This window comes from Bifidobacterium sp. LH_426 (assembly GCF_056356875.1).
In genome coordinates, this window is record NZ_JBKEVB010000006.1 from 89,728 (window position 1) to 114,652 (window position 24,925).

17 protein-coding genes are annotated in these 24,925 nt (G+C 67.0%); 5 read left to right on the forward strand and 12 right to left on the reverse strand.

Features of this window, described 5'->3' with window-relative positions; all coding sequences use genetic code 11:
• Window positions 1-151: 151 nt before the first annotated feature.
• Genes AC1AYD_RS07525 through AC1AYD_RS07535 form a run of 3 tightly spaced genes read right to left on the reverse strand, consistent with a single transcriptional unit; the run spans window position 152 to window position 5,849 of the window.
• A complete protein-coding gene (locus AC1AYD_RS07525; RefSeq protein WP_476544904.1) occupies window positions 152-3,652 on the reverse strand; it encodes an ATP-binding protein in 3,501 nt (1,166 codons plus the stop codon).
• A 2-nt stretch (window positions 3,653-3,654) separates the two neighbouring features.
• On the reverse strand, window positions 3,655-4,335 hold the full coding sequence (locus AC1AYD_RS07530; protein ID WP_476544906.1) for a DUF4194 domain-containing protein: 681 nt from the start codon (window positions 4,333-4,335) through the stop codon (window positions 3,655-3,657).
• A 2-nt stretch (window positions 4,336-4,337) separates the two neighbouring features.
• Window positions 4,338-5,849, reverse strand: a complete 1,512-nt coding sequence (locus tag AC1AYD_RS07535) for a DUF3375 family protein (protein WP_476544908.1) — start codon at window positions 5,847-5,849, stop codon at window positions 4,338-4,340.
• Window positions 5,850-6,242: 393 nt separating this feature from the next.
• Between AC1AYD_RS07535 and AC1AYD_RS07540 the strand changes: the two genes are divergently transcribed.
• Together AC1AYD_RS07540 and AC1AYD_RS07545 are read left to right on the forward strand one after the other, a co-directional pair.
• Window positions 6,243-7,196, forward strand: a complete 954-nt coding sequence (locus tag AC1AYD_RS07540; RefSeq protein WP_476544910.1) for a hypothetical protein — start codon at window positions 6,243-6,245, stop codon at window positions 7,194-7,196.
• Window positions 7,197-7,382: 186 nt separating this feature from the next.
• Entirely contained in the window at window positions 7,383-8,567 is a 1,185-nt protein-coding gene (locus AC1AYD_RS07545; RefSeq protein ID WP_034526215.1) for a pyridoxal phosphate-dependent aminotransferase, read from the forward strand.
• Here the strand turns inward: AC1AYD_RS07545 and AC1AYD_RS07550 are convergent.
• Both AC1AYD_RS07550 and AC1AYD_RS07555 read right to left on the reverse strand, forming a co-directional pair.
• Window positions 8,540-10,141: an ABC-F family ATP-binding cassette domain-containing protein gene (locus AC1AYD_RS07550; protein ID WP_476544912.1), complete on the reverse strand. Its 1,602-nt coding sequence runs from the start codon at window positions 10,139-10,141 to the stop codon at window positions 8,540-8,542. The two genes, AC1AYD_RS07545 and AC1AYD_RS07550, sit on opposite strands and share 28 nt — an antisense overlap.
• 88 nt (window positions 10,142-10,229) lie before the next feature.
• The gene (locus AC1AYD_RS07555; RefSeq protein ID WP_101622712.1) at window positions 10,230-10,988 is read right to left on the reverse strand and encodes a carboxymuconolactone decarboxylase family protein; all 759 of its coding nucleotides are present in this window, start codon (window positions 10,986-10,988) and stop codon (window positions 10,230-10,232) included.
• A 259-nt stretch (window positions 10,989-11,247) separates the two neighbouring features.
• Between AC1AYD_RS07555 and AC1AYD_RS07560 the strand changes: the two genes are divergently transcribed.
• Complete coding sequence (locus tag AC1AYD_RS07560) at window positions 11,248-13,041, forward strand: bifunctional ADP-dependent NAD(P)H-hydrate dehydratase/NAD(P)H-hydrate epimerase (RefSeq protein WP_101622711.1); 1,794 nt, start codon at window positions 11,248-11,250, stop codon at window positions 13,039-13,041.
• A 67-nt stretch (window positions 13,042-13,108) separates the two neighbouring features.
• Here the strand turns inward: AC1AYD_RS07560 and AC1AYD_RS07565 are convergent, their stop codons facing one another.
• From AC1AYD_RS07565 to AC1AYD_RS07590, 6 genes are all read right to left on the reverse strand, one after another.
• Window positions 13,109-13,822: a response regulator gene (locus AC1AYD_RS07565; RefSeq protein ID WP_165784923.1), complete on the reverse strand. Its 714-nt coding sequence runs from the start codon at window positions 13,820-13,822 to the stop codon at window positions 13,109-13,111.
• Window positions 13,819-16,662: an ATP-binding protein gene (locus AC1AYD_RS07570; RefSeq protein WP_476544913.1), complete on the reverse strand. Its 2,844-nt coding sequence runs from the start codon at window positions 16,660-16,662 to the stop codon at window positions 13,819-13,821. The genes AC1AYD_RS07565 and AC1AYD_RS07570 overlap by 4 nt, the downstream gene beginning before the upstream one ends.
• A gap of 130 nt (window positions 16,663-16,792) precedes the next feature.
• Complete coding sequence (kdpC, locus tag AC1AYD_RS07575; RefSeq protein WP_243394475.1) at window positions 16,793-17,413, reverse strand: K(+)-transporting ATPase subunit C; 621 nt, start codon at window positions 17,411-17,413, stop codon at window positions 16,793-16,795.
• Between the two features lie 40 nt (window positions 17,414-17,453).
• Window positions 17,454-19,628 carry a potassium-transporting ATPase subunit KdpB gene (gene kdpB / locus AC1AYD_RS07580; protein ID WP_101622708.1) on the reverse strand — a complete coding sequence of 725 codons (2,175 nt, stop codon included), beginning with the start codon at window positions 19,626-19,628 and terminating at the stop codon, window positions 17,454-17,456.
• A gap of 1 nt (window position 19,629) precedes the next feature.
• Window positions 19,630-21,306: a potassium-transporting ATPase subunit KdpA gene (gene kdpA / locus AC1AYD_RS07585; RefSeq protein ID WP_101622707.1), complete on the reverse strand. Its 1,677-nt coding sequence runs from the start codon at window positions 21,304-21,306 to the stop codon at window positions 19,630-19,632.
• A 121-nt stretch (window positions 21,307-21,427) separates the two neighbouring features.
• On the reverse strand, window positions 21,428-21,568 hold the full coding sequence (locus AC1AYD_RS07590; protein WP_476544915.1) for a hypothetical protein: 141 nt from the start codon (window positions 21,566-21,568) through the stop codon (window positions 21,428-21,430).
• A 279-nt stretch (window positions 21,569-21,847) separates the two neighbouring features.
• Here AC1AYD_RS07590 and AC1AYD_RS07595 point away from each other — a divergent pair, with 279 nt between their 5' ends.
• The gene (locus tag AC1AYD_RS07595; RefSeq protein WP_101622706.1) at window positions 21,848-22,477 is read left to right on the forward strand and encodes an HAD family hydrolase; all 630 of its coding nucleotides are present in this window, start codon (window positions 21,848-21,850) and stop codon (window positions 22,475-22,477) included.
• 139 nt (window positions 22,478-22,616) lie between these two features.
• Window positions 22,617-23,540: a LysR family transcriptional regulator gene (locus tag AC1AYD_RS07600; RefSeq protein ID WP_101622705.1), complete on the forward strand. Its 924-nt coding sequence runs from the start codon at window positions 22,617-22,619 to the stop codon at window positions 23,538-23,540.
• A gap of 182 nt (window positions 23,541-23,722) precedes the next feature.
• Here AC1AYD_RS07600 and AC1AYD_RS07605 read toward each other — a convergent pair whose 3' ends face one another.
• Complete coding sequence (locus tag AC1AYD_RS07605; protein ID WP_101622704.1) at window positions 23,723-24,877, reverse strand: DUF2974 domain-containing protein; 1,155 nt, start codon at window positions 24,875-24,877, stop codon at window positions 23,723-23,725.
• Window positions 24,878-24,925: the final 48 nt, after the last annotated feature.

Genomic DNA, 24,925 nt, shown 5'->3' on the forward strand with positions numbered 1-24,925 from the left:
CGTCTTCCGTTTCGTCGCCACGATCCCCGCCTTCCGTCAGTCGCCGCGGCACGCGTCCGGCCGCGGATTTTCCGCACCCAGAATACCCGAAACCCCGACGCATATCGAACACCTGTTCGACGGCGTGTCTCCCGGCCGGACCGTCATGCCGTCAGGCGACGTCCGCGGATTCATCCTCCCCTTCTCCGGCGAGGTCGGCCTCGCGCAGGGAGGTGAGGCCGGTGTCGGGGTTCTTGTAGGTGACGTAGGCCTTGGTGGAGACCTCGAGAATCTCGCCAGTCTTGCTTTCCGGCGCGGAGACGATCACCTGGAAGCCGAGGCGCGGCAGCACGGTGAGGGCGCGCTGCGTGTAGCGGCCGTCCGCCTTGATGAGCGCCTCGTCGAGGAACAGCGTCGTGTAGTTGGGTTTGAGACGGTTCTCCATGCCTCCGCCGAGCAGGTAGATGAGCGCGGCGCCGTAGACGAACGAGGTGAGCTCCTGCAGGGCTCCGCCGGACCGTCCGCCGGTGGAGGTGATGCGCTCGTCGAGCCCGTCCTCGTGGTGCACGATCGCGTAGAAGGACGAACGGCACCGCGGGTCGAGGTCGCGCGCGCCGTAGCTCTTCACACCGTTCGCGTCCCTCACCTGCGCGAGCTGGGCGCGCAGCAGACCGATGACGCCGCCGCACGAGGTGAACACCTTGCGCATCACCGCCGTATCGTCGCTCCCCGACGCCTTCCAGTCGTTGAGCGCGCCGATGGTCCGGGTCAGCTGCGAGGAGAAGCCCCGGTCCGGCTTGCGCACGTCCGCATGCAGGGACAGGCTGCCGTGCTTGGGGCCGAACCGCTGCCCGTCGAGCATGGCGTTGATGCGGTCGAGCTGGTCGCGGATGCCTGCCTCGTCGGTGTCGACGGCGCGTTTGATGGTCAGCAGGCTCATCAGCAGCTGTTCCAGGCAACGCCGGTATTCGGCGCCGGTCGCCTCGCCGGCGGTCAGTCGCGACAGTCCCTCCAGCTCGTCGAGATAGTACCGGCGGTCCACCACTGTGGCCGACAGCGCGTCGTCGTCCGCGGCGTACATGCCCTTGTACGATTCCATCCGGGCTTCGACGACCGTCTTCGCGGCCGAGACCTGGGAGGCGAGCGCGTCGATGCGGGCGGTCATGTCGTCGCGCATCCTCGCGATAACGCGTTCGGGGAACGACGTGCCCGCGGCCGGCGCGTCTGCGCCCGCCCCGATGATCATGTGGGCCCGCAGCGCAGCGTCCGCGATTCCCGAGAACCCGTCCTCATAGGAGTGTTCGAGCGCCGTTTCCGCGCTCTCGTCCAACGGCGCGGCGCCCACGCGCCCGGCGGCGTCCGCATCGCCGTCGGTCTCCCGCGACGCATGGCTCCGGTTGGCGTCCAGCCACCGTCGGGCGGCTTCGCAGGCGGACGCCGCGGCGTCGGCGTCACGTTTCTCGGCGAACCGGCGCTGCTCGTTGCGGTCGAGCTCCTCTCTCATCGATTCCTCACGTCGGACGAGCTCGGCGAGCTCCGGGTTGTTCCTGATCGCGGCGATCGACGCCTCGAGCCCGTCCACCGTGGCCGAGGCGGATTCCACGTCGACGCTCTCCCATGACGTGTAGGCGAGCTGCTTGGCGAGTTCGAGCCCGCTGCGCAGGGCCTCCGCACGCTGTTTCGCCTCCATGTAGTCGCTTTCCGCCCGTTCCGAGCGGCCGCGCGCTTCGGCGATGCCGTGCTTCAGCGCGTCCAGATAGGCCTCGGTGACATAACCGATGACCTCGCGACGGTCCTTGACGCCGTGCTGCCCGCGTTTGCCGCTTTTGATCTGCCCGTCGGCCTGCACCTGGCGGCGTTCGCGGTCGGCGTCGTCGATGGCGTCGACGCATACGGCGTCGAACCGTTCGGATGCGGTCTGCGCGCGCAGCCAATCGGCGAACGGCGAATCCTCGCGATACCGCAGCTTCGAGGACATCCACGGGCCGTCGCCCGCGGCCTTTCCGTCGTCCGCCCCGAAGCGCTCCGAGGTGTCGACGAACTGCCAGGTGCGTCGCGCCATCGCATGCGGGTCGATGGCGCTGATCTTGGCGGCGAAGCCACGTTCGTGGCGCTTGTCGACGAGGATGGTCTGCGCGATGGCGCCGTAGGTGACGTTCATGGCCAGACGCCACTGTTCCTCGTCCTCGCGCACGTCCATGAGTTCGGCGACGTACGGCAGTTCGCCGGCGGACAGTCCGGTGGCCCTGCAGAGCATGGCGCGGGTCTCGTCCATCTGCTGGGTGATGCGGGTGCGCTGCGTCTTCTGGCGCTCATAGTCGCGTTCGAGGCGGCGCAGCTCGTCGTTCGCCGCGGAGCGGGCGGCGACCGCGCGGTCGCGCGTCTCGTCCAGCTCCTGCGCCCGCCGGTCGTACAGGCGGGTGAAGTCCACGGCGGCGATGCGCCTCTCCGTCCAGGCATGCTCGTCTCCGGGCATCGTCTCGCCGATCGTCTCGAACCCGACCTCGATGCGCCCGCGGTTCGTCTTCACGTCGTCGAGCATGCGCCTGGCCTGTTCGAGTTCCATCTCCATCCGCGCGAGGTTGCCACCGTCCAACCCCCTGATGCGGTCGCGGATGGCGTCGATGCCCGCGCGGATCTTCTCGCCGTCTCGGTATGCGGTTTCGGCGGCGGCCTGGTGCTCGCGGTGCTCGCGTTCGTCGATGGGCAGCCGTGCGGCGACCTCGTCGGCCATCCGCGCGATCGCCCACCGCCGTATCGCCGCCGATCCGGCCTCCTTGGACGGATCGACCGGGTCGAATGTCCGGACGCGCCGGCATGCGTCGTCGTAGGCTTCGCATGCGTCCCGGATGCCGGTGAGCGCCGTCACGCGTTTCGCCTTGCGTTCCATTTCGGTGAAGTTCGCCTCGTAGCGTTCGTAATCGTCGACGGTGTCGCGCGCCAGGGCCAGGGCTTCGGGCACGCCGAGCACACCCTGCTTGAAGATGTCGTCGAGTCTCGACGGCGCGTCCGCCGATTGGATCTTGTGCAGCAGCCGACAGGCCTCCTCGCTCAGTCCCATCATGTCCCAGATGTGTTCGTGGAACGCGTCGGCGCTGGTGAAGGTCTCGCATCCGGGGTACGTGTCCCTCAGCTGCGTGGGGGTGAACGGATGGTCGCGGTAGGCGTCCATGAGCCGCGGGTCGATCGGCTTGCCCCATGCCGCGTACTGCCGGCGTATGTCGCCGCGGCCGTCGCCCGCCATCAGGTAGAGGAATTTGGCGCATGACAGCGTCTGGCCGCTGGTGGCGTTCACGTAGGTGTCGACGATGGCGCCCCATACGGCCTGCGGCGCCCCGTCGTCGTCGCGGCCGCGCAGGTAGACCGGCTCGTCGCCGCCCGCGGTGCTGCCGACGCCGACCATGCCGCGCAGGTACGTGTAGTCGCTGCGTTCGGAGCGCCCCGAGTTCGACGCCTTGTTGAACGGCGTGCCGGTCGGGTACAGCAGCGAGATCTGCGCGTCCACGAGCGTGGATTTGCCGGATTCGCTGGCTCCGGCGAGCAGCGTGACGGGGAGCTTCGGGTCGGTGGACGGCCTGAATTCGTGGTAGCCCTGGTACGAGCCCCAATTGACGAGACGGCGGCTTTCCATCATCCACCGGTCGGCGATCATCTGCAGTTCCCTGGCGGCCATGCTCACTCCTCCTCTTCCGCTTCGGCGCCGTCTTCGTCGGCGCCATCCACGTCGGCGCCATCGTCCGCGCCGTCATCGACGGCCCCGTCGCCGTCACCGCCGGCGATGCCGAGCCATGCGTCCGCCAGCTCCCGGTCGAGCACGACGGGGACGAGCGGCGTGATCCGGTACATGGCGTCGTCGTCGGTGTCGGACAGGTAGCCGTAGGTGACCATCGTGTTGACGAGCGTGCCCACCTGTCTGAGCACGCCTTCCTCGTCGTTGCGCGAGGCGAGGTATCCGGCGCCGGTGGCGAGCGCGGCGCGCATCTCGTCGAAGCCGACGATCCACTGGTCCTCCGCCACCCGCATGTTCTCGTATTCGAGCACGCGGATGCGCAGGAACGCGAGCAGGGCGGCCTCCTCGCGTTTGAGGCTGGTGCGCGTCTTGAGCGAGCGCAGCGCGACGTCGGGCCCGGCGACGGGCGTCGCGTACATGATGCGGTAACGTTCGTCCTCGACGAGCTCGAGCATGTCGTTGTTGAGCGATCGGACGACGGCGTCGCGGTTGTCGTTGACGAGGTCGTACAGCTCGCCTTCGACGTACCGTTCGCGTTTGAGCGCGATGGCGGCCCTGCGGGCGTCCGCGCCCATGTCGCCGCGGTCCCCTTCGAACAGGGCGTCGGGGTTGGTTTCCTCGTCCATAATCATCCTTCCTCCATGATGGCGTCCAGTTCGTCCTCGTCGGCGACCAACGCACGTGTGCGCCAGTCCCGCGGCCTCCCGTCGATCGTCACGCAATGCCAGACGGCGTCGCCGTCCTCCTGTCCGCCGATTGCCCCGAGGAATCCGACGAGCTCGCTTTCGCGCCGGTCCGCTTCCGGCAACCGGTTGAAGCTGGCGGCGATGTCGATCCCGCCGTCGGCCATCACCGGTTCCCGCCGGATGAGCGCGATCATGCGGCGCAGCCGTGGGCCGCCGTTGTCGATCAGCGTCTTCAGGTCGATGCGGGGCATGTCGGCGTCCCCGGCGTCGCGGTCCAGTCCGGGCGCCGCCGCGCGGACCATCGACCGTGCCGGCCGCGTGGGCAGTGGGGAGAGCCGTACGCCGCCGACATCGGTGGCGTAGGGTCTGCCGTCGGCGCCCGGATGGGCTTTCGCATCGGCGTTGACGGCGGCGTACAGGCGGTTGAGCCGCGCGAGCATCGACCTGTACCGCGTGTCGGTCTGCTGGCGCACGAGTCTGCCGATCTCCTCGTTGGAGACGCGCATCTGCGCGCGCACCGCCTCGATGCCGTCGTAGATGTGGGCGAGCTCGTCACGCACCTGTCCGAGCAGCGCGGAGGCCTCCCCGGCGAGGTAGGGCGTCCTCGCGATGTCGCGCATCGCCTCGTCGATCTGCTGGCGTCCCTCGTCGGTGATGATCACCTGGAAGGCGTCCTCGAAGCGGCGCCCCATGTCGGATTCGCCGAAGTTCGCGCGGTATTCGGCGTTGTAGGCGTTCAGGATCTCGTCGACGTCCATGTCGCCGGCCTGCATGCGCCGGCGGAGCGCGTCGCCGTTGTCCCGTTCGGCGAGCACGAGCTCACGCAGGTCGACGGGCACGCCGCGCAACGTGTTGTGGATGACGGCGATGATGTCCTCCACCTGCGAGTCGTCGAGCGTCTCATGCCGCATCCCCTGCTGGATGCGTCTGATCTCGTGCTTGCGCTCCTTGATCTCGCGGTTGAGCAGGCGCACGCGTTCGCCGGGGTCGGCGGTCAGCCGCATGCGAGCGTGCTCGATCTCCATGATGATGCTGTTGGCCTGCGCGCCGGACAGGGTGCGGGATTCGTCCTCCAGCCGCCCCAGCGCCTCGATGGCGCGGTGGGCGCGCGCGGTCAGCCGGTAGAGGAACCGGTGGGATGCGGCGTCGTGCGAGTTGGCGAGCCAGGCGTAGTCGCCTTCGCCCTCGCGGGTCAGGTCGACGAGCATGCGATGCGCGGCCTGGCCGAACGTGAGGTCGGGGTCCAGCGCGTATTCGCCGATGTCGGCGAGCGCGGCGAGTCCCTGCGCGAACCGTTCCTCCAGCGTCTCGCGCGGCAGTTCGCCGGTCAGCGGGTCGAACGCCGCCTTGAGCAACGCCACGTACAGGCGCGAGTTGCGTCGCAGCAGCAGTCTGAGCACGCCGGTCTCGTAGACCGGCCGCAGCCGTTCCATCTCCCGTCGCGCATCGCCCATGGCGCACCTCCTGCCGCCGTCCTCGATCGTTGCCGTGCGAGACGGGAACGACGGCGTGCCCCGCGTCTCTCCTAGAAGCTAACACACGCCCGTACGGGCCGGCATATCGGGTACGGTTTCCGTCGACGCGGCGTGTCGTGCATGATTTCGGCGGAACATCCGAATACGCCGTCGGCGGAACCCGACACGATCGGATTGCGACATCGCAATCCCATCCGTACGGTTTCACCCCGATATCCAGCGGTTATGCACAGAGTTATGCACCGTTATGCACATTGTTCACATGCGATTTGCATATACCTCACAGACGCGGCATGGTGGTGCGTGTCGGCGGACGACGAAGGTCCGCAAGGCGGCCAGCGTAGGCCGCGCATCGGGAGAAGGAGCGACATCATGTCGGACGAGATCATCATGCAGGACGAGGACGCGACGGCGCGGTCGTGGGTCCAGCTGTTCCGGGAGGACGTCGACAGGCGGTATGTGTCGGACGATCAGGTGGACAGGGCCGCGACGATCATCGGGACAGCGGCCCGCATGGCCGTCGAACGCGGATACGCCGTCGTCGACCCGTCCCGGGAGCTGTTCGCCGAGGCGAAGCGGTCCAAATGGCCGTGGCCGCATCTCGTCGTGCGGGACGAGGACGGGTTCATGTCCTCGTTCCACGTGTCGGAGCTGTCGAAGCCCGGCAGCCCGCCGAAGCCCCGCACGCTGACCGGCGTGCCGAAAAGCGACGCGCCGCAATGGGTGGAGGGACGGTCGCGCGAATTCGAACCGACCGGCATGCTGTCGCTGCGGGTCAACGGCGAACGTCCGTTCGCCCGCCAGCGTTCCCTGCGCGACACCGTGAACTCGCGGATGGACGAACGCCTTTCCACGCTGTTCGACGGGTTGGCGCACGAGATCGATGCTTCGCGGGAACGCGTCGAGGCGGATCGCCGGCACGAGGAGACCGTCGAGCAGGCGCAGCGCGCATGCCGCGGGGAGCGGCTGTACACGGCGTTGTGCGAGGAGGTGCGGCTGCATGAGGATCTGCAGAGCCAACGCGCCTATCTCGATCTGGTCGAACAGCGGCTGAGGCGCACGGATCCGGACCGTCTGGCGGACGCGTCGGAGGACATCGAACTGATGCGCAGCCGCATCGACGTGCGCGACCCGCTGCTGTCGGGAGGCGTCGACTGGTCGAACCAGCCCGATCCGACCGACGTGGACGTGTACGAGTACATGCGCCGCGACCGACACGCCACCGCGTTCGGCCATGAGGACCTGTACGGCGACCGCACGCATCGTCCGCCGTACCGTCCGCCATACCGGAGCATGCCGTCGATCGGAAACGGGTTCTTCGACTGACCCGCCGCCGGAGCGTCCATCGCCGTTTCTCGCGCATCGGACACGCTCTCCTCCGCGTAACGCGACGATGGCATACTTGCCGGCAACCTATGGATTTCGGCGGCGGGGTCGTGGTTCGTGAAGGGGAACCGCGACCCCGCCGCCGCATACGACGAATCCGAATGGATGCACAAGGAGTATGCCGTCATGCCGAAGGTATCGAAGCGCGCCGCCGAAGCCCTGTATCCGAGCGTGCGCGAGATGTTCGAACTCGCCGCGGGCGTGCCGGACGCCGTCTCGTTCGCGATCGGCGAACCCGGATTCGACACCCCGCAGCCGGTCATCGACGCCGCCTACCGGGCCGCGAGCCTCGACGACACGCACTACACGCCGAACCGTGGCGCGGTCGCGCTGCGTGAGGCGTGGTGCGAGCACCGCAACGCGGCGGATGGCACCGACTACGATCCGGACACGGACGTGATCGTCACGGCGGGCGGCATGGAGGCCGTGTATCTGGCGATGCTCGCGACGCTCGACCCGGGCGACGACATCCTGATCCCCGACCCCGGCTATGCGAACTATTTCGGACAGGTGAGGCTCGTCGGCGCGAACGTCGTGCCGGTGCCGCTCGACGCGGGCCACGGCTTCCGCATGCAGGCGGCGGACGTGGAGGCGGCGGTCACGCCGCGCACGCGCGCGATCCTGCTCAATTCGCCGTCGAACCCGACGGGGGCGGTCATCGACGCGGAGCAGCTGGATCTCATCGCCGAAGTGTGCGAACGGCATGACCTGTGGGTGATCAGCGACGAGGTGTACCGCTCGTTCGTCTACGATCCGTCGGTCGAATGTCTGTCGATCGCCGCGGTGCCGGGCATGCGCCGCCGCACCGTGGTGGTGGACAGTTTCTCGAAGACGTTCGCGATGACCGGTTGGCGCATCGGCGCGGCGTTCGGCCCGAAGCCGATCATCGACCGGATGACGGTGATGCAGGAGGACATCGTCTCCTGTGTGCCGGGCGCGTTGCAGCAGGGCGCGGTGGCCGCGTTGGAGGGGTCGAACGAGATCCTCGACGAGATGACGTCCGTCTACCGCGCGAACCGCGACATGGTCGTCGCCGCCGTGGCGGACATGCCGCTTGTCTCATGCGCGACGCCGGACGGCGCGTTCTACGTGCTGGTGGACGTGCGCGACACCGGCATGGATGACCACGCATTCGCGGTCGATCTGCTGCATCGTGCCAAGGTGGTGGTGACGCCCGCTTCCGGGTTCGGTGGGCGTGGCCGTGGCTACGTGCGTCTGAGCTACGTGGGCACGCCCGAGGCCACCGCCGAGGGTCTGCGTCGTATGCGCGCGTATCTGGAGGACTACTCCTCGGCGACCAGTTCGAGGTAGGAGTCGTTCCACAGATCCTCGTCGCCGTCGGGCATGAGGAGCACGCGTTCCGGGTTCAACGCCTGGACGGCGCCCTCGTCGTGGGTGACGAGCACGATCGCGCCCTCGTATTTGGCGATGGCCTTGAGGATTTCCTCGCGCGAGGCGGGGTCGAGGTTGTTGGTGGGCTCGTCGAGCAGCAGCACGTTGGCGCGCGAGGTGACGAGCGTGGCGAGCGCGAGTCGCGTCTTCTCGCCGCCGGAGAGCACGCGGGCGGGCTTCATCGCGTCGTCGCCGGAGAACAGGAACGAGCCGAGGATGGATCGCGCCTGCGTGTCGTTCAGTTCGGGGGCGACGTGCGTGAGGTTCTCGAGCACGGTGGCGTCGAGGTCGAGCGTGTCGTGCTCCTGCGCGAAGTAGCCGATCTTGCAGCCGTGGCCGTAGTCGACGGAGCCGGTGTCGGGCTGTTCGATGTGGGCGAGCAGCCGCAGCGTGGTGGTCTTGCCGGCGCCGTTGTAGCCGAGGATGACGACGCGCGAGCCCTTGTCGATGGCGAGGTTGACGCCGGCGAACACGATGTTGGAGCCGTACGCCTTGGAGATGTCCTTCGCCATGATCGGGGTCTTGCCGCAGGGCGCGGGTTCGGGGAAGCGGATGTCCGCCACCTTCTCCTTCTTCTGCGCCTCCGACGTGTTCTCGAGGAGTTTTTCGGCGCGGCGCATCATGTTCTGCGCGGCGACGGCCTTCGTGGCCTTGGCGTGCAGGCGGATGCCCTGCTTCATGAGGCGTTCGGCCTTCTTCTCGGCGACTTCGCGTTCGCGGCGGCGGCGCTCCTCGTCGACGACGCGCTGGTGCAGGTACGCCTTCCAGCCGAGCGAGTACATGTCGATCTGGCCGAGCTGGGCGTCGAGGTGCCACACCTTGTTGACGACCTCGTCGAGCAGTTCGGTGGAGTGGGAGATGACGAGGAAGCCGCCCTCGTACTTCTTGAGGTAGCCGCGCAGCCATTCGATGGAGTCGGCGTCGAGATGGTTGGTGGGCTCGTCGAGGATGAGCGTGTCCGCGTCGGAGAAGAGGATGCGCGCCAGTTCGATGCGTCGGCGCTGGCCGCCGGACAGGGTGCCGAGCTGCTGCTCCATGACGTCCTGCGGCAATCCCAGCGAGGCGGCCATCGCGGTCGCCTCGGACTGGGCCGCGTAGCCGCCCGCCTTGTCGAAGTCCTGCATGGCCTTGTCGTAGCGGTTCATGGCTTTCGTCATCACGTCCGGGTCCGGGTCGGTCATCTCCTTCTCGGCCTTGCGGATGCGGTTGATGATCGTGGCGATGTCGCGCGCGCTCATCATGCGGTCGAGCGCGGTCTGCTCCGGGTCGGCGGCGTGCGTGTCCTGCGGCAGATAGCCGAGCTTGCCGGAGACGCGCACCTTGCCGGCGGTGGGCAGCATGTCGCCGGTGATGACGCGGGTCAGTGTGGTCTTGCCGGCGCCGTTGCGCCCGACGAGACCGATCTTGTCGCCCTTGGCGACATGGAAGTCGGAGGGATGCAGCAGGGTCCTCGCCCCGATCTGAATCTCCAGACCCTGTGCATCGATCGCCATGTCGCCTCACCCGTCGCTTTCCGTGTCATGTTGCCGTGGATTTTGCCAACGAACACTATAACGGACGGGATGCCCGCTGCCGGGCGCGTCACTCGGCCGCCGCCGCGGCCTCCTTCACGCATCTGAGCGCGTTGAGCGTGCGCGGGTAACCGATGTAGGGCATGCACTGCGAGACGACGGCGATGAGGAACGCCTTGTCGTTGCCGACGGCGATGTTGGCTTTCGCGTGGGCGGTCAGCTGCGGCTCGCATCCGCCTTGCGCGGCCAGATAGCACAGGGTGATCATCTCGCGGTGGCGGGTGTCGAGCCCGGTGCGCGTGTAGTAGTCGCCGAAGCAGTTGTCGGCGAGCCATTTGTTGATGTGCCGCGTGTCTTCGGGGCCGGAATGTGCGAACCCACGCATTCCCTCGCCGAAGATCTCGATCTGCTTGGCCTCACCGGCGGCGGCGCGCGTGTCGGCGGTGACGGTCGCCCTGCCTTCAAGCGGCAGGCCGACGCCTTGGTCGGCGAGCACGTCGTTGGTGATGGTGAGGAAGGGCAGCACGCGCCCGAAGCCGCAGTAGGCGACCGCCTGATAGACGATCTCCTTGGCCTGGGCCGGGGTCACGCCGCTTTTCAATGCAACGGGCAGCAGCATCCCGTAGGCGTCCGTGGCCTGACTGCCGATGAGCGTGGCGAGGATCGCCATGGAACGCGTGGCGTCGTCGAGGTCCGGATGGTTCGCACCCGGCTCGTGCACGACCTCGTCGTAGGCGAAGGCCGAGAACAGGTCGATGAATTCGGGGTCGCACTGGGCGAGCGTGGGTTTGCCGTCGGCGAACAGTCCGCCGTTCCTTCTGCCGAACATGGTCCGTTCCTTCCCGCCCGGCCGCGACGGCCGGGCCTGTCTCATGCGCTCGGGGTTCCGTTTGCACGCCGCCGGCGCCGTATCGCCATACAGGATAGGGGCCGGCGGCCTTCGCGGTCAAATGCCCGAAACCGCATGATGGGGCATACGGGGCGGGCATGGCGGCGCGACTACACTGGTGGGTAGCCCGCGAGCCGCCGCCGGCGCGCCCTGTTCCGACGGCGCGCACAGGAGGGCGGACGGAACCTAGGAGGTCGCCATGGATACACCGAACGATGAGGAACGCCGCGAGGTCCTGCTGCACAGCGCCTTCACGGCCGCGGATGTGCGCGCGATGGAGCGTCCGCTGCTCGACGACGGGGTGCCGCTGATGCGCATGGCGGCGAACGCGGCCGCGCATACGGCCGCGAGGATGCTCGACGACGAGGGCGTCGATATCGAGGATGCGGTCGTGACGCTGCTCGCCGGCGGCGGCGACAACGGCGGCGACGGACTGTTCGCCGCGGCGCTGCTCGCCGAGGAGGGCGCCCAGGTGAACGCCGTGGCGGTGGGCCGCTCCCTGCATGACGAGGGGTTCGCCGCGTTCGTACGTGCCGGCGGCAAGGTGCTGGTGCTCGACCCCGACGCCGAGATCCCCGGCTGCGCATCCGGTTTTTCTGCGGGAGAGGCCGGCGAGCGTCTGCAGGCGGCGGTCCGTGTGGCGCGCCGTTCGCATCTGGTCATCGACGCGATGACCGGCATCGGGTTGAACGGTCCGCTGCGCGGAGTGCCCGCCGCGGTCGCCGCGGCGCTCGGCCTGCCCGCGGCGGACGCGCGCGGCGGCGACGGCCCGCTCCCCGACCGTCCGGCGCTGCCGGGTCGCGAATCGGACGGGGAGCTGCCGATGGTGCTCGCCATGGATACGCCGTCCGGTGTGGGCGTGGACGATGGCTCGCTGACGGGCGCCTACATCCCGGCGGATGAGACCGTGACGTTCGGCGCGATGAAGCCGTGCGCGATATTGCCTCCGGCGACGTTCGCCTGCGGTCGCATCACACTGGCGGACTTCGGCTTCGATCTGGACGGCGCGACGCCGCTCGTCGAGGCGACGGATCGGGAGTCGGCGTCCGAGGCGGTACGGCTTCCCCGTGTCGGCGACGCGAAATACTCGCGCGGCGTGGTCGGGCTGGTCACCGGCTCGTCGCGCTACCCCGGCGCTGCGGTGCTGACCGCGAGGGCGGCGGCGCGCACGAACGTGGGCATGGTGCGCTACCTCGGCCCGGAACGTGCGCAGGACATGGTGCTCGCGGCATTGCCTGAGGCGGTGCTCGGCAAGGGGCACGTGCAGTCGTGGGTGGTCGGTTCCGGCGTGCCGGCGGGCGATGATGCCGGCGATGACGTGCAGCGTGCGACGATCGCCGCGTTGCTCGGCCATTACGCCGCCGACGCGCAGGACGCGTCGTCGATGCCGCCGATCGTCGTGGACGCGGGCGCGCTCGACCTGCTGCCGGAGCGCGTCGTGCCACAGGTGGTGATCACGCCCCATGCGGGCGAATTGGCGCGCCTGTTGGGCGTCGCCGCGGCGCAGGTCGAGGTCGAACCGCTGCGTTGCGCCCGTCAGGCGCAGGACCGCACCGGCGCGACCGTATTGCTCAAGGGGGCGGCGACGATCGTGGTGGGCGAAGGCGCGCGCGTGCTGGTCGCGGGCGCCGCGCCGGCATGGCTGGGCACGGCCGGGGCCGGCGACGTGCTGGCCGGCATGACCGGCGCGCTGCTCGCCCAGATGGATACGGACGCCGCCGTGGACGACGTGGACGACGAGGAGCGCGCGGGCGACGGTCCCTCGCCCGCGCCGTACGATCCATGGACGGTCGCGCGCACGGCCTCGGCCGCCGCATACCTGCACGGCTCCGCGGCGGCGATCGCCTCGGAATCGGAGCAATGCGGCTGGGAGCCGCCGGAGCTGTTCGGCATGAACGCGAGCCGTCAGCGCTTCGACACGTTGGGCCATCCGATCGTCGCCTCCGACGTGATCGCTGCGATACCCGACTCGTTGGCGGACGCCATCGCCTGACGACATGGGCCCCGCATGGGAGGATTCCCGGCGGGGCCCGTTCATTTAGTTTATGGGGAGTCTGCGGTCAGTCGGCGGCGCCGGTGACGTCGAGACGGTACCCCATGCCCGTTTCGGTCTTCAGATAGCGCGGATGCGCCGGGTCGGGCTCGATCTTGCGGCGCAACTGGGAGACGTACAGGCGCAGGTAGCCGGTGTCCTTGACATGGCTGGCGCCCCAGATCGTGGTGAGCATGTCCTGCCGGGTGACGAGCTTGCCCGCGTTGCGCACGAGCACCTCCAGCACCTTCCATTCGGTGGGCGTGAGCTTGACGCGCACCTGCCGCCCCTGACGCCCACGGAACACCGCACGCGCGTTGAGGTCCACGGTCACGTCGCCGAATGCGACCGTCGGAGATTCGCTTTCCGCGGCGTTCTCCAACGTCACGCGACGCAGCAGCGCGCGGATGCGGGCGAGCAGCTCGTCGATCGAGACCGGCTTGGTCACGTAGTCGTCGGCGCCGGCGTCCAGCGCGGCGACCTTCTCACGTGCGTCGGTACGGCCCGAGACGACGAGGATGGGGGCCTCAGTCCATCCGCGCACGCCGTGGATCACGCCCATGCCGTCCATGCGGGGCATGCCGAGGTCGAGCACGAACAGGTCGGGGTGTTCGCGTACCGCCACGGTGATGCATTCGACGCCATCACGGGCAGTCACGATGTCGTAGCCCTGTGAATGCAGGGTGATCTTCAACGCCTTGAGGAACTGCGGATCGTCGTCCGCCACCAGAATCTTCATCATGCATCCGCCTCCTTCATATCCGTCATATCCGTATGCTCCTCGGTCGCGGCATTCACCGGCCGGGGGGCGTCGTCCGCTTTCGTGTCCGCCGTCACGCCGTCATGGTCCGCGGGATCGTCCGAGCCGCCGCGCATCACGCCGTAGGTGATGAACCTGTCGAGTCCGCGCTCGTCGGAACGTCCGCGGCCCGGCAACGGCAGGATGACGTCCGAGACGGCGTCCGATACCTTCAACGTGTCCTGTTCGAGGATATCCGCCGGATTCGGCAGCTCGTCCTTCGGTATCGGCTGGCCCGCCTCCAGCGAGGCGCCCGCGGCGCGCAGGGTGATGACGATGGTGAGCCCGCCGCCGGGCGTGTCCTCGGGCGATATCGAACCGCCCATCGATTCCACGAACCCCTTCGACAACGCCATGCCCAGACCGAGTCCCGTGGTGTTGTCGGTGTCGCCGAGCCGATGGAACGGCAGGAAGATGTCGTCCTTGCGCGAGTCCGGCACGCCGGGCCCCTGATCGGCGACGCGGATCTCGACCACGCCGTTGAACGCCGAGGCGGCGATGCGCACGCGTCGGTCCTTCGGCGTGAAACGGAGGGCGTTGACCACCACGTTCGACAACGCACGGCGCAGCAGGGGCGGGTCGGCCACGACCAGCGGCAGATCCGGGGCGATGTCGAGGTCGACGCTCCACGGCCCGATGCCGAGTTCGTCGAACAGGGGGATGATGGTCTCGCCCACGTCGGTGGCGACGAGCGACAACGGCAGGGCGCCTTCGCGGATGCGCGACACGTCCAGCAGGTCGGTGACGAGTTTCGTGAGCTGCTTGAGTCCGTTGGACGCGACCGACAGCAGATCCTCGCGGTCGCGGTCGCTCATCGTGGCGCCCATGCGCTCGAGTCCCGAGACCGCCGCGGTCGCGGAGGCGAGCGGACGGCGCAGATCGTGGCTCACCGCGTTGAGCAGGCCGGTGCGGACGCGCTCGGCCTGTGCGAGCGGACCGATTTCGCTGGCCTTGCGTTCCAGGTCGTTGTGCTCGAGCACGGTCTCGATCTGGGAGAGGATCGCCATGAGCATACGCTGGTCGGAGGCTTCGATGGATCTGCCGTAGAGCTTGAGCGCGGGGCCGTGCTCGTCATGGGCGATGGTCTCGGGCTCTTCGACGGACGCGCCAGCCGCCTGGTTCCCGTCGGAATCCTTCGCGGGCGCGGGCTCCCCGTCGGAGATGATGATGCGGCCGTCCTGCACGACGCGCACGCAGTCGAATCCGAACGCCTCGCGCGTGCGGTGCACGATCGCCTCCAACGGGTCGTCGCTGCGCAGCACCGAACCGGCCACGGAGGCGAGGATCTCCGACTCCGCGCTGGCGCGCTGGGCCTGCCTGGTGTGGGAGTCGGCCCTGTCGACGACGGCGGAGACGATGAGCCCCACGACGATGTACAGGATGATGGTGGCGACATCCGACGCGTGCATCACATGGAGCGTGCCCACCGGTTGCGTATACAGGAAGTCAAGCACGAGACCGCTGAGCAATGCGGACAGGGTGGCGGGGACGAAGCCGCCGATGACCGCGGCGATGACGACCAGCAGCTGGAGGATGAGCGCGTCGCGTTGGACGAACGCCATGGAGCTGAACGCCGACAACGCCCATGCGACGACAGGAACCGAGACCGCGGAGAACAGCAGTCCACCGATCGTGCGTCCCAGCGCCATGGGCGCGTGACGTCTCGACGGCATGCGGATGCCGGCCAGTCCCTTGTTGGCGAAGGTATGCGTGACGATATGCACGTCGATGTCGCCGGATTTCTCGATGATGCCGTTGGGCGTCGACGGCCTGCCCAGCCAGCGCGACAGCAGACCCCGTCTGGAGACGCCTACGATCACCTGGGTGGCGTTGTTGGCGCGCGCGAAATCGAGGAGGGCGTCGGCGATGTCCTCGCCGACGATCTGATGGAACGTGCCTCCGAGCTTCTCCACCAGGTCGCGCTGTTTGATGAGCAGCGCGGGGTTGGATCCGGCGAGACCGTCCTCGGGGGTGACGTGCACGGCGATCAGGTCGCCGCCGCCGGAAGCCCTAGCGACGCGGGCGCCGCGCCGCAGCAGCTGCTCGCCTTCGGGCCCGCCCGACAATGCGACGATGACACGCTCGCGCGTCTCCCATTTGGCTTTGATGTGGTGCTCGTCGCGGTATTGCTTGAGGGTCTCGTCGACGCGGCCGGCGAGCCATAGCAGTGCGAGCTCGCGCAGGGCCGTGAGGTTGCCGACGCGGAAGTAGTTGCTCAACGCCGCGTCGACGCGGTCCGGCTTGTACACGAGACCGGCGGAGAGTCGTTCGCGCAGTCCTTCCGGCGGAAGGTCGACGAGCTCGACGCGCGTGGCGGACCGCAGGACCTTGTCCGGCACGGTCTCCTTCTGCGTGCTGCCGGTGATGTCGCGGACCACGTCGTTGAGCGATTCGATGTGCTGCACGTTGATGGTGGTGATGACGTCGATGCCCGCATCGAGCAGGTCCATGACGTCCTGCCAGCGTTTCTCATGCACCGATCCGGGCACGTTCGTGTGGGCGAGCTCGTCGACGAGCGCGACCTGAGGGTGCCGTTCGATGACCTTGAACAGGTCCATCTCCTCAAGCCACATGCCACGGTAGCGGATGCGCCTGCGCGGCACACTCTCCAACCCCTCGGCCGCATGCTGCGTGGCCTTGCGGCCGTGCGTCTCCAACAGGGCTATGACGACGTCCTGCCCCTCCTCGGCGAGACGATGCCCCTCCTTGAGCATCGCGCAGGTCTTGCCAACGCCCGGAGCGGCGCCGAGCAGCACTCTGAACGATCCACGAGCCTCAGCCATATGCTTCCATTCCCCCGATCCCGTGCCGGTACCGCGTACTTCCCGATACCGACTGTATACGATGAACGCACCGAAGGGGTGACGGCGCAGCACTTCGCACCGTCACCCCTGTCGGTCATACGGCCGGACGTCAGTCGAGCTCGTCCAGCGCCAGATTCAGCGTGACCACGTTCACCGTGTCCTCGCCGACGAAGCCGAGACCGCGGCCGGTGGTGTTCTCACGCACCAGCTCCTCGACCTTCTCCTCGCTCAGGCCGCGCTCCTTGGCGACGCGCTTGACCTGGATGGCCGCGTACGCGGGGCTGATGGCGGGATCGAGGCCGGAGGAGGACGCGGAGACCGCGTCGGCCGGAACATCCTTGACGCTCACGCCCTCACGCTTGGCGATGGCCTTGCGCAGTTCGGTCGTGCTCTTGATGAGGTCCTCGTCGGCGTGGCCCTTGTTGGTGCCGGAGGACGCGGCCGCGTAGTAGCCCTGGTTGTCCTCGTCCTTGTTCGGGTCGGACGCGGCGGACGGACGCGACTGGAAGTACTGCGGCAGCGCGTCGCCGTTCTCGTCGGTGAAGGACTGGCCGATCAGCGAGGATCCGACGACCTCGCCCTGCGAGTTGGTGACCATCGAGCCGTTGGCCTTGTCGGGCATGCCGAGCTGGCCGATGCCGGTCATCACGAACGTGTACACGATCACGATGACGGTGAAGACCATCACGGCCTTGAACCCGGCCCAGTAGCTGCGCAGATTCAATGACATTGAGGATTTCATTGTTGCTCCTTATATGCCCTGCATCCGGTCAGAAGCCCGGGATGAGGCGGACGAACAGGTCGATAATCCAGATGCCGACGAACGGGGCGGCGATGCCGCCGAGACCGTAGATCGACAGGTTGCGGCCGAGGATCTTCTCGGAAGCCTCCGCACGGTACTTGACGCCCTTGAGCGCGAGCGGGATCAGCAGCACGATGATGATCGCGTTGAAGATGATCGCGGAGAGCACGGCGGACAGCGAGCTGTGCAGGCCCATGATGTTGAGCACGCCGAGGCCCGGGAACTTCTCCATGAACATGGCCGGGATGATGGCGAAGTACTTCGCCACGTCGTTGGCGATGGAGAAGGTGGTCAGCGCGCCGCGCGTGATGAGCAGCTGCTTGCCGATCTGGACGATGTCGATGAGCTTGGTCGGGTCGGAGTCGAGGTCGACCATGTTGCCGGCCTCCTTCGCGGCGGAGGTGCCGGAGTTCATGGCCACGCCGACATCGGACTGCGCGAGCGCGGGGGCGTCGTTGGTGCCGTCGCCGGTCATCGCGACGAGCTGGCCGTTGGCCTGCTCCTTCTTGATGTAGGCGAGCTTGTCCTCGGGCTTGGCCTCGGCGATGAAGTCGTCGACGCCTGCCTCCTTGGCGATGGCCTTGGCGGTCAGCGGGTTGTCGCCGGTGACCATGACGGTGCGGATGCCCATCTTGCGCAGGTCGGCGAAGCGCTCCTTCAGGCCCTTCTTGACGACGTCCTTGAGCTGGACGACGCCCAGCACCTTGACCTCGCCGTTGGCGTACTGCTCGGCGACGACGAGCGGGGTGCCGCCCTGTCCGGAGATGAAGTTGACCTTTTCGTGCAGGGCGTCGCGGACCTCGACGCTCATCGTGCCGCCTTCCTTGTCGATCCACGCCTCGACGGCGGAGGTCGCGCCCTTGCGGATGCGGTCGCCGTTCGGCAAATCGAGGCCGGACATGCGGGTCTCGGCCGTGAAGGCCACGTCCACGGCGCCCGGGACCTCGTCCAGATCGAAGCCTTCGGTCTTGGCGAGGGCGACGATGGACTGGCCTTCCGGGGTGGAGTCGGCCAGCGAGCTCAGAGCCGCGGCCTTGACCATCTCGGCGTGGTCCACGCCGGGGAGGGCGTGGAATTCGGAGGCCTGACGGTTGCCGTAGGTGATGGTGCCGGTCTTGTCGAGCAGCAGGGTGGTCACGTCGCCGGCGGCCTCGATGGCGCGGCCGGAGGTGGCGAGCACGTTGCGCTGGACCAGACGGTCCATGCCGGCGATGCCGATGGCGCTCAGCAGGGCGCCGATGGTGGTCGGGATGAGGCATACCAGCAGGGCGATCAGCACGGTCAGGCTCACGGAGGCGTCGACCGAGGAGGCCTGCGGGTTGATGCACAGCACGACGACCAGGAAAATGATGGTCAGCGAGCTCAGGAGGACGTCGAGCGCGATCTCGTTCGGGGTCTTCTGGCGGTTGGCGCCTTCGACCAGGGCGATCATCTTGTCGACAAAGCTCTCGCCGGGCTTCTGGGTGATGCGCACGACGATGCGGTCGGAAAGGACGCGGGTGCCGCCGGTGACGGACGAGCGGTCGCCGCCGGACTCGCGGATGACGGGGGCGGATTCGCCGGTGATGGCGGATTCGTCGACCGAGGCGATGCCGGAGATGATGTCGCCGTCGCCGGGGATGAGCTCGCCGGCGGCCACGACGACCACGTCGCCGAGCTTCAGGTCGGAGCTGGGGATCTCCTCGATGTATGCGGAGCCCTCACCCTTCTCCGGACCGCGCGCGTCGGGGTCGTTCTTCTCGTCGTATCCCTTGATGATATGCGCGGGGGTGGTGGTGCGGGTCTTGCGCAGCGCGTCGGCCTGCGCCTTGCCGCGCCCTTCGGCGACGGCTTCGGCGAGGTTCGCGAACAGCACGGTGAGCCACAGCACGACGGCGACGATCCACGTGAAGTAGACCGGCTCGCCGTTGGCGAGGGAGCCGTCGAAGATCTGGAAGATGCCAAGCAGGGTCAGGAACGCGGCGCCCACCCACACGATGAACATGACGGGGTTGTGCACCATGTTGCGCGGGTCGAACTTGCGGCACGCGTCCGGCAGGCTCTTGCCCAGCATGGCTCCGAGGGACTTGTTGTTCGATTGGTTGACGTCGCTCACGATGGAGTTCGCGTTGTTCGCGACGTCGTTGACAGTTGCGGAAGTCATATCACGCCACCAAACCTTCTGCCAACGGTCCCAGAGCAAGCGTCGGGAAGAACGTCAGCGCGGAAATCAGTACAATGACGAACACCAGCAGGACGACGAACAGGCCGTTGTCGGTCTTCATCGTGCCGGAGGTCTCCGGCACCTTGTCCTGCTTGGCGAGGGAGCCGGCCAGCGCGATCACGAGCGCGATCGGCAGGAATCGTCCGAGCAGCACGGCCAGGCCGAGCATGGTGTCGAGCCACGGGGTGTCGGCGGTGATGCCGGCGAAGGCGGAACCGTTGTTGTTGGCCGCGGAGGTGAACGCATAGACGACCTCGGAGAAGCCATGGCTGCCGCTGTTGTTGAGCGAGGTGTCGAAGATCGACTGGCGGGCGAACGGCACGGCGAAGCTCAGGGCGACGCCGGCGACGACCGTGATCGGCATGACGAGGAAGTACAGCGACGCCATCTTCATCTCGCGCGGGCCGATCTTCTTGCCGATGTACTCAGGCGTGCGGCCGACCATGAGGCCGGCGATGAACACGGCCACGATCGCCATCACGAGGATGCCGTACAGGCCGGCGCCCACACCACCCGGCGAAACCTCGCCGAGCATCATGTTGAGCATGTACATCATGCCGCCGAGCGCGGTGTACGAGTCGTGCATCGAGTTGACGGCGCCGGTGGAGGTGCTGGTGGAGGTCGTGCCGAACAGGCCGGACCACACGATGCCGAAGCGGGTCTCCTTGCCTTCCATCGAACCGCCGGTCAGCGTGGTGATCGGGTCGACGGAGAAGGACTCGGCCGTGACCACGAAGAAGAAGCTCGCGCCGAAGAGGATGACCATGGCGCCGAGCAGCGCGTAGCCCTGGCGGATGTCGCCGACCATGCGGCCGAAGGTGCGGGTGAGCGCCACCGGGATGCACAGCATGAGCAGGATCTCGATGAGGTTGGTCCACATGTTCGGGTTCTCGTACGGATGCGACGAGTTGGCGTTGAAGAAGCCGCCGCCGTTGGTGCCGAGCTCCTTGATGACCTCCTGGGAGGCGACCGGGCCCTGCATGATCTTCTGGGTGCCGCCGGCGACGGTGTTGACGTCGACGAAGCCCGCGAAGTTCTGCGCGACGCCGAGCGCGATGAGGACGACGCCCATGACGATGGCGATCGGCATGAGGATGCGCAGCGTGATGCGGGTCAGATCGACCCAGAAGTTGCCGATGGTCTCGGACTTGCGCCATGCGATGCCGCGCACCAGCGCGATCGCGACCGCGATGCCGACGGCCGCGGACACGAAGTTCTGCACGGTCAGGCCGGCGAACTGGACGGTGTAGCCGAGCGTGACGTCAGGCGAGTACGACTGCCAGTTCGTGTTGGTGACGAACGAGGCCGCGGTGTTGAACGCAAGCGGGCCTTCGACGTTCGGGAAGCCCAGCGAGAACGGCAGCCACTGCTGCACGCGCTGGAGCAGGTAGAGGACCAGGACGCTCAGCAGCGAGAAGCCGAGCAGGGCGCGCAGGTACGCCTTCCAAGTCTGGCCCTTCTTGGAGTCGACTCCGACGATCTTGTAGATCCACTTCTCGAAGAAGAAGTCCTTGTCGGACGTGACCACGTTGTACATGTAGTCGCCCAGCGGCTTGTAGATCGCCGCCAGGATGATGGCAATCAGCGCGAATGCCATGATCGCAAAAAGATATACCATGTGATGAACCTTTGTTCCCTAGACAGCTTCGATCAGAATTTCTCAGGACGGCACAGGGAATAGATCATGTAGGCGATTCCCGCCAGTCCCAGCACTACACCCAGCACGGTGAAGAACGTCATCATAGTTTGTCCACCCACTTTCCGAAGAGGTCGAACAGGACGAAGATGACAATCGTGCCCACTACATAGGCAACATCTACCCACCAGGGCATGTCTTTCTCCTTTTCATCAAACAAATCCGACGGTGCTGCGCCCGCCATGTCGGCGGGCGCGACTGCGCCATCGGGTCATTGCGTCTTCAATGCTATGGATGATGTGAAGGAACGGAAACGGTTTTTACGGGTCCCATACGCCTACGTATATGCCCGACGGCGATTCGCTAACGGTTCGCTAACACGCCCGGTCCGGAGGGGACGGACCGACAGGGATCGGCGGATCCGATAGATTCCACCCCGCCCGTACACTGGTGCCGTATCCGTTTGACCTCATATCGATACGCCCCGCATATCGATACCTTATATATCAATCAAGGAGACGCCATGCACGACTCCCCCATCACCGACGTGATCTTCGACTTCTGCGGCGTGCTGTTCGACTGGAGCACGCGCGCCTGTCTGGCGGGGCGCTTCCCCGACGATGTGGTGGACGCGATCTGCGCCGACGACGACCCGCACGGTTTCTTCCGCTACGAGGACCGCATGGACGCCGGCGAGGACTTCGCCCGCATCTATCCGGATGTGGTCCGCGAGCAGGGCGAGGACATCGCACTGATCTTCAGGTACTACATCGAACACTACGGCGACGCGCTGCCGCGCATGCTGCCGGGCATGGAGCAGCTGCTGCGCGATCTGAAATCCCACGGCTACGGCGTGTGGGGGCTGACGAACTGGTCGCACGAAACGATCCACATCGCCTTCGACAAATACCCTGTGCTGGACGACCTGCTGGACGGCACCGTCGTCTCGGGCGTGGAGAAGATGCACAAGCCGAACGCGGACATCTACGAGCTGGCGCTCTCCCGCTTCGGTCTTGAGGCGCAGCGCTGCGTGTTCTTCGACGACACCGCGAAGAACGTGGCCGGCGCGAAGGAGGTCGGCATCCATGGCCTGCTGTTCTCCGGCGCCGTGGCCGCCCGCGACTCCCTCGCCGCGCTCGGCGTGCGTCTGTAGCGGCTCGACGCGCCCCGGCCGGGCGTGCGGAGCCGCGAAGTCGGACGCGTGTCCGATGTCTCACATGGCGTCCACCGGCGTGGAAGCGACCGGCTATAACCTCACCCTTCGACCATCCCCACTGCTATAACTGATATTTATGACGCTTCTGCAACTCAAATACATCGTCAAGATCGTCGAATGCGGTTCTATGAACGAGGCCTCACACGAGCTCTATGTCTCGCAGCCGGCCCTGAGCTCCTCCGTCAAGGAATTGGAGAAGGAACTCGGCATCGAGATCTTCACCCGCTCCTCGCAGGGCATCGCCCTGACGGTCGACGGCGCTGAGTTCCTCACCTACGCACGCCAGGTCCTCGACCAGGCGTCGCTGCTCGAGGAGCGTTACAAGAACGCGAAGCCGCGCAAGCAGCTGTGCACCGTGTCCACGCAGCACTACATGTTCGCGGTCGAGGCGTTCGTCGAGATGATCGACTCCATCCACTCCGACGAATACGAGTTCACGATCCGCGAGACGCGCACGCGCGACATCATCGACTCGGTGGCGAACATGCGCTCCGACGTCGGCATCATCTACCTGTCCGACTTCAACAAGGACGTCATCGGCAAGCTGCTGCGCGAGAAGCACCTCGAGTTCCACGCGCTGTTCCGCGCGCCGCTGCACGTGTTCCTGGCGCGCACGAACCCGCTCGCTTCGAAGAAGATGGTCACGATGAAGGACTTGAAGCCCTACCCGTTCATCCAGTACGAGCAGGGAGAGGACGGCTCCTTCTTCTTCGCCGAGGAGGCCGTCTGGCCGGACTACTCCCCCAAGCAGATCAACGTGACCGACCGCGCCACGATCCTCAACTTCATCATCGGCCTCAACGGCTACACGGTGTGCACGGGCATCGACAACGGCGACCTCAACAACGAGAAGATCTGCACCGTCCCGCTCGACTCGGACGAGACGATGCTCGTCGGCTGGATCACCAACGAGCGCGCCAAGCTCTCCAAGGCCGCCGAAACCTATCTCGAGAAGCTCAAGAGCGTCGTCGCCGACCACGGCTACAAGCTCATCGACTGAACGCATTCAGGAAGCACCCGATGGCAGACACCACTCGGACGCCGATATGAGGAATGCCTTGCGCACGGCTTTTCGCCATGCGCAAGGCATTCCTCGTTCATGCGGGAAACGGCTCGATCACACTGCACCGCACGGGTTCAGGCACGCCGCCCATGCGTCACCAGCAATACGTGTTCCCCACCCTACTCCCGTCGATCGCCTCCGGGGATGACCGACGTGGCCGCGGTCGCCGCGAACCCTTTGAGCACTTCGACCATCACCCCGCGGTCCCCGGCGTCGATGCCGCGGGCCGCCACGAGCATCGCCGGCAACGATTGCGCCCAATGCGCGGTGAGCTCACCGAACGTAGGGTATCCGCCCGCCTCGAGGATGGCGAACAGACCTTCGATGAACAGCCGCCGCCGTTCGTCGTCGTACCGCGCCATCCAGTCGTTCAGCGTGCGGGCCGCGTAGCGAGCCCCGCCCGTAAGGCCGTCCGCGTGCACGAACCGGCCGTCCCTCACCTGCCAGTTCAAGGCGAAGTGCTGCATGATGCCGAGCCCGTCGCTCGTCACCACCTCATAGCCCGCCGCGGCTTGCTCACGCTGTTCGAACAGCATGCCGATGACCGACGATTCCGGCACGGACTTGTGCACCTTGGCCGATATGCGCCGGTATTCCGGCGATTCCAGAAACGCCTCGTCGAACCCCGGGCCGTCATGCGAGTACACGGCCGTGACGCGCGACGCGACGTCGTCCGGCATCGAGGCGGCCGCATACACCGCGAGGTTGCCGCCCTTGGAATGCCCTCCCACCATCAGCGGGCCGTCCCACCGGCAAGCCACGTCGGCGAGATACCGCACGGCCGCGGATTGCGAGGCGACCGGCCGGCGGAACGCCATCGTGAAGTCCTCTTTCCAGCCGACGATCGAACTGTCGGTGCCGCGAAATGCGACGTAGAGCGCGCCGTCGCCCACGTCGAACACGCACGCCGAGAACTGTTTGGTGGATGCCGCATCGAACTCATCCACATACGCGCCTACGCGCAACGCCCGCCAACGCGGGTTCTCGCACATGGCCCGCAACAGGTCGACGTTCAACTGCGGCGACCATACGCGCCCGAACATGGCGTCATAGCGTTCCGCGCGCAGCAGGTCACGGACAGGAACCATGGGGATGGCCGCGCTATCGGCATCATCGCCACCGGCGTCATCGGCATCGCCGCCGTCCCATCGCGGCACGTTGCCGGGCATGCGCGCATACGACAGCTGCGAGAGCACCAGACTGTCCACCTCGTTGAACGGATCCTCGTCGAACGTGACGAACCGCGTCCGCAGATCATCGATCACATTGCCCATGGAGACCTCCTCGCCGGCGGACGGCGAGCACCGGTTGCCGCTCCCGCA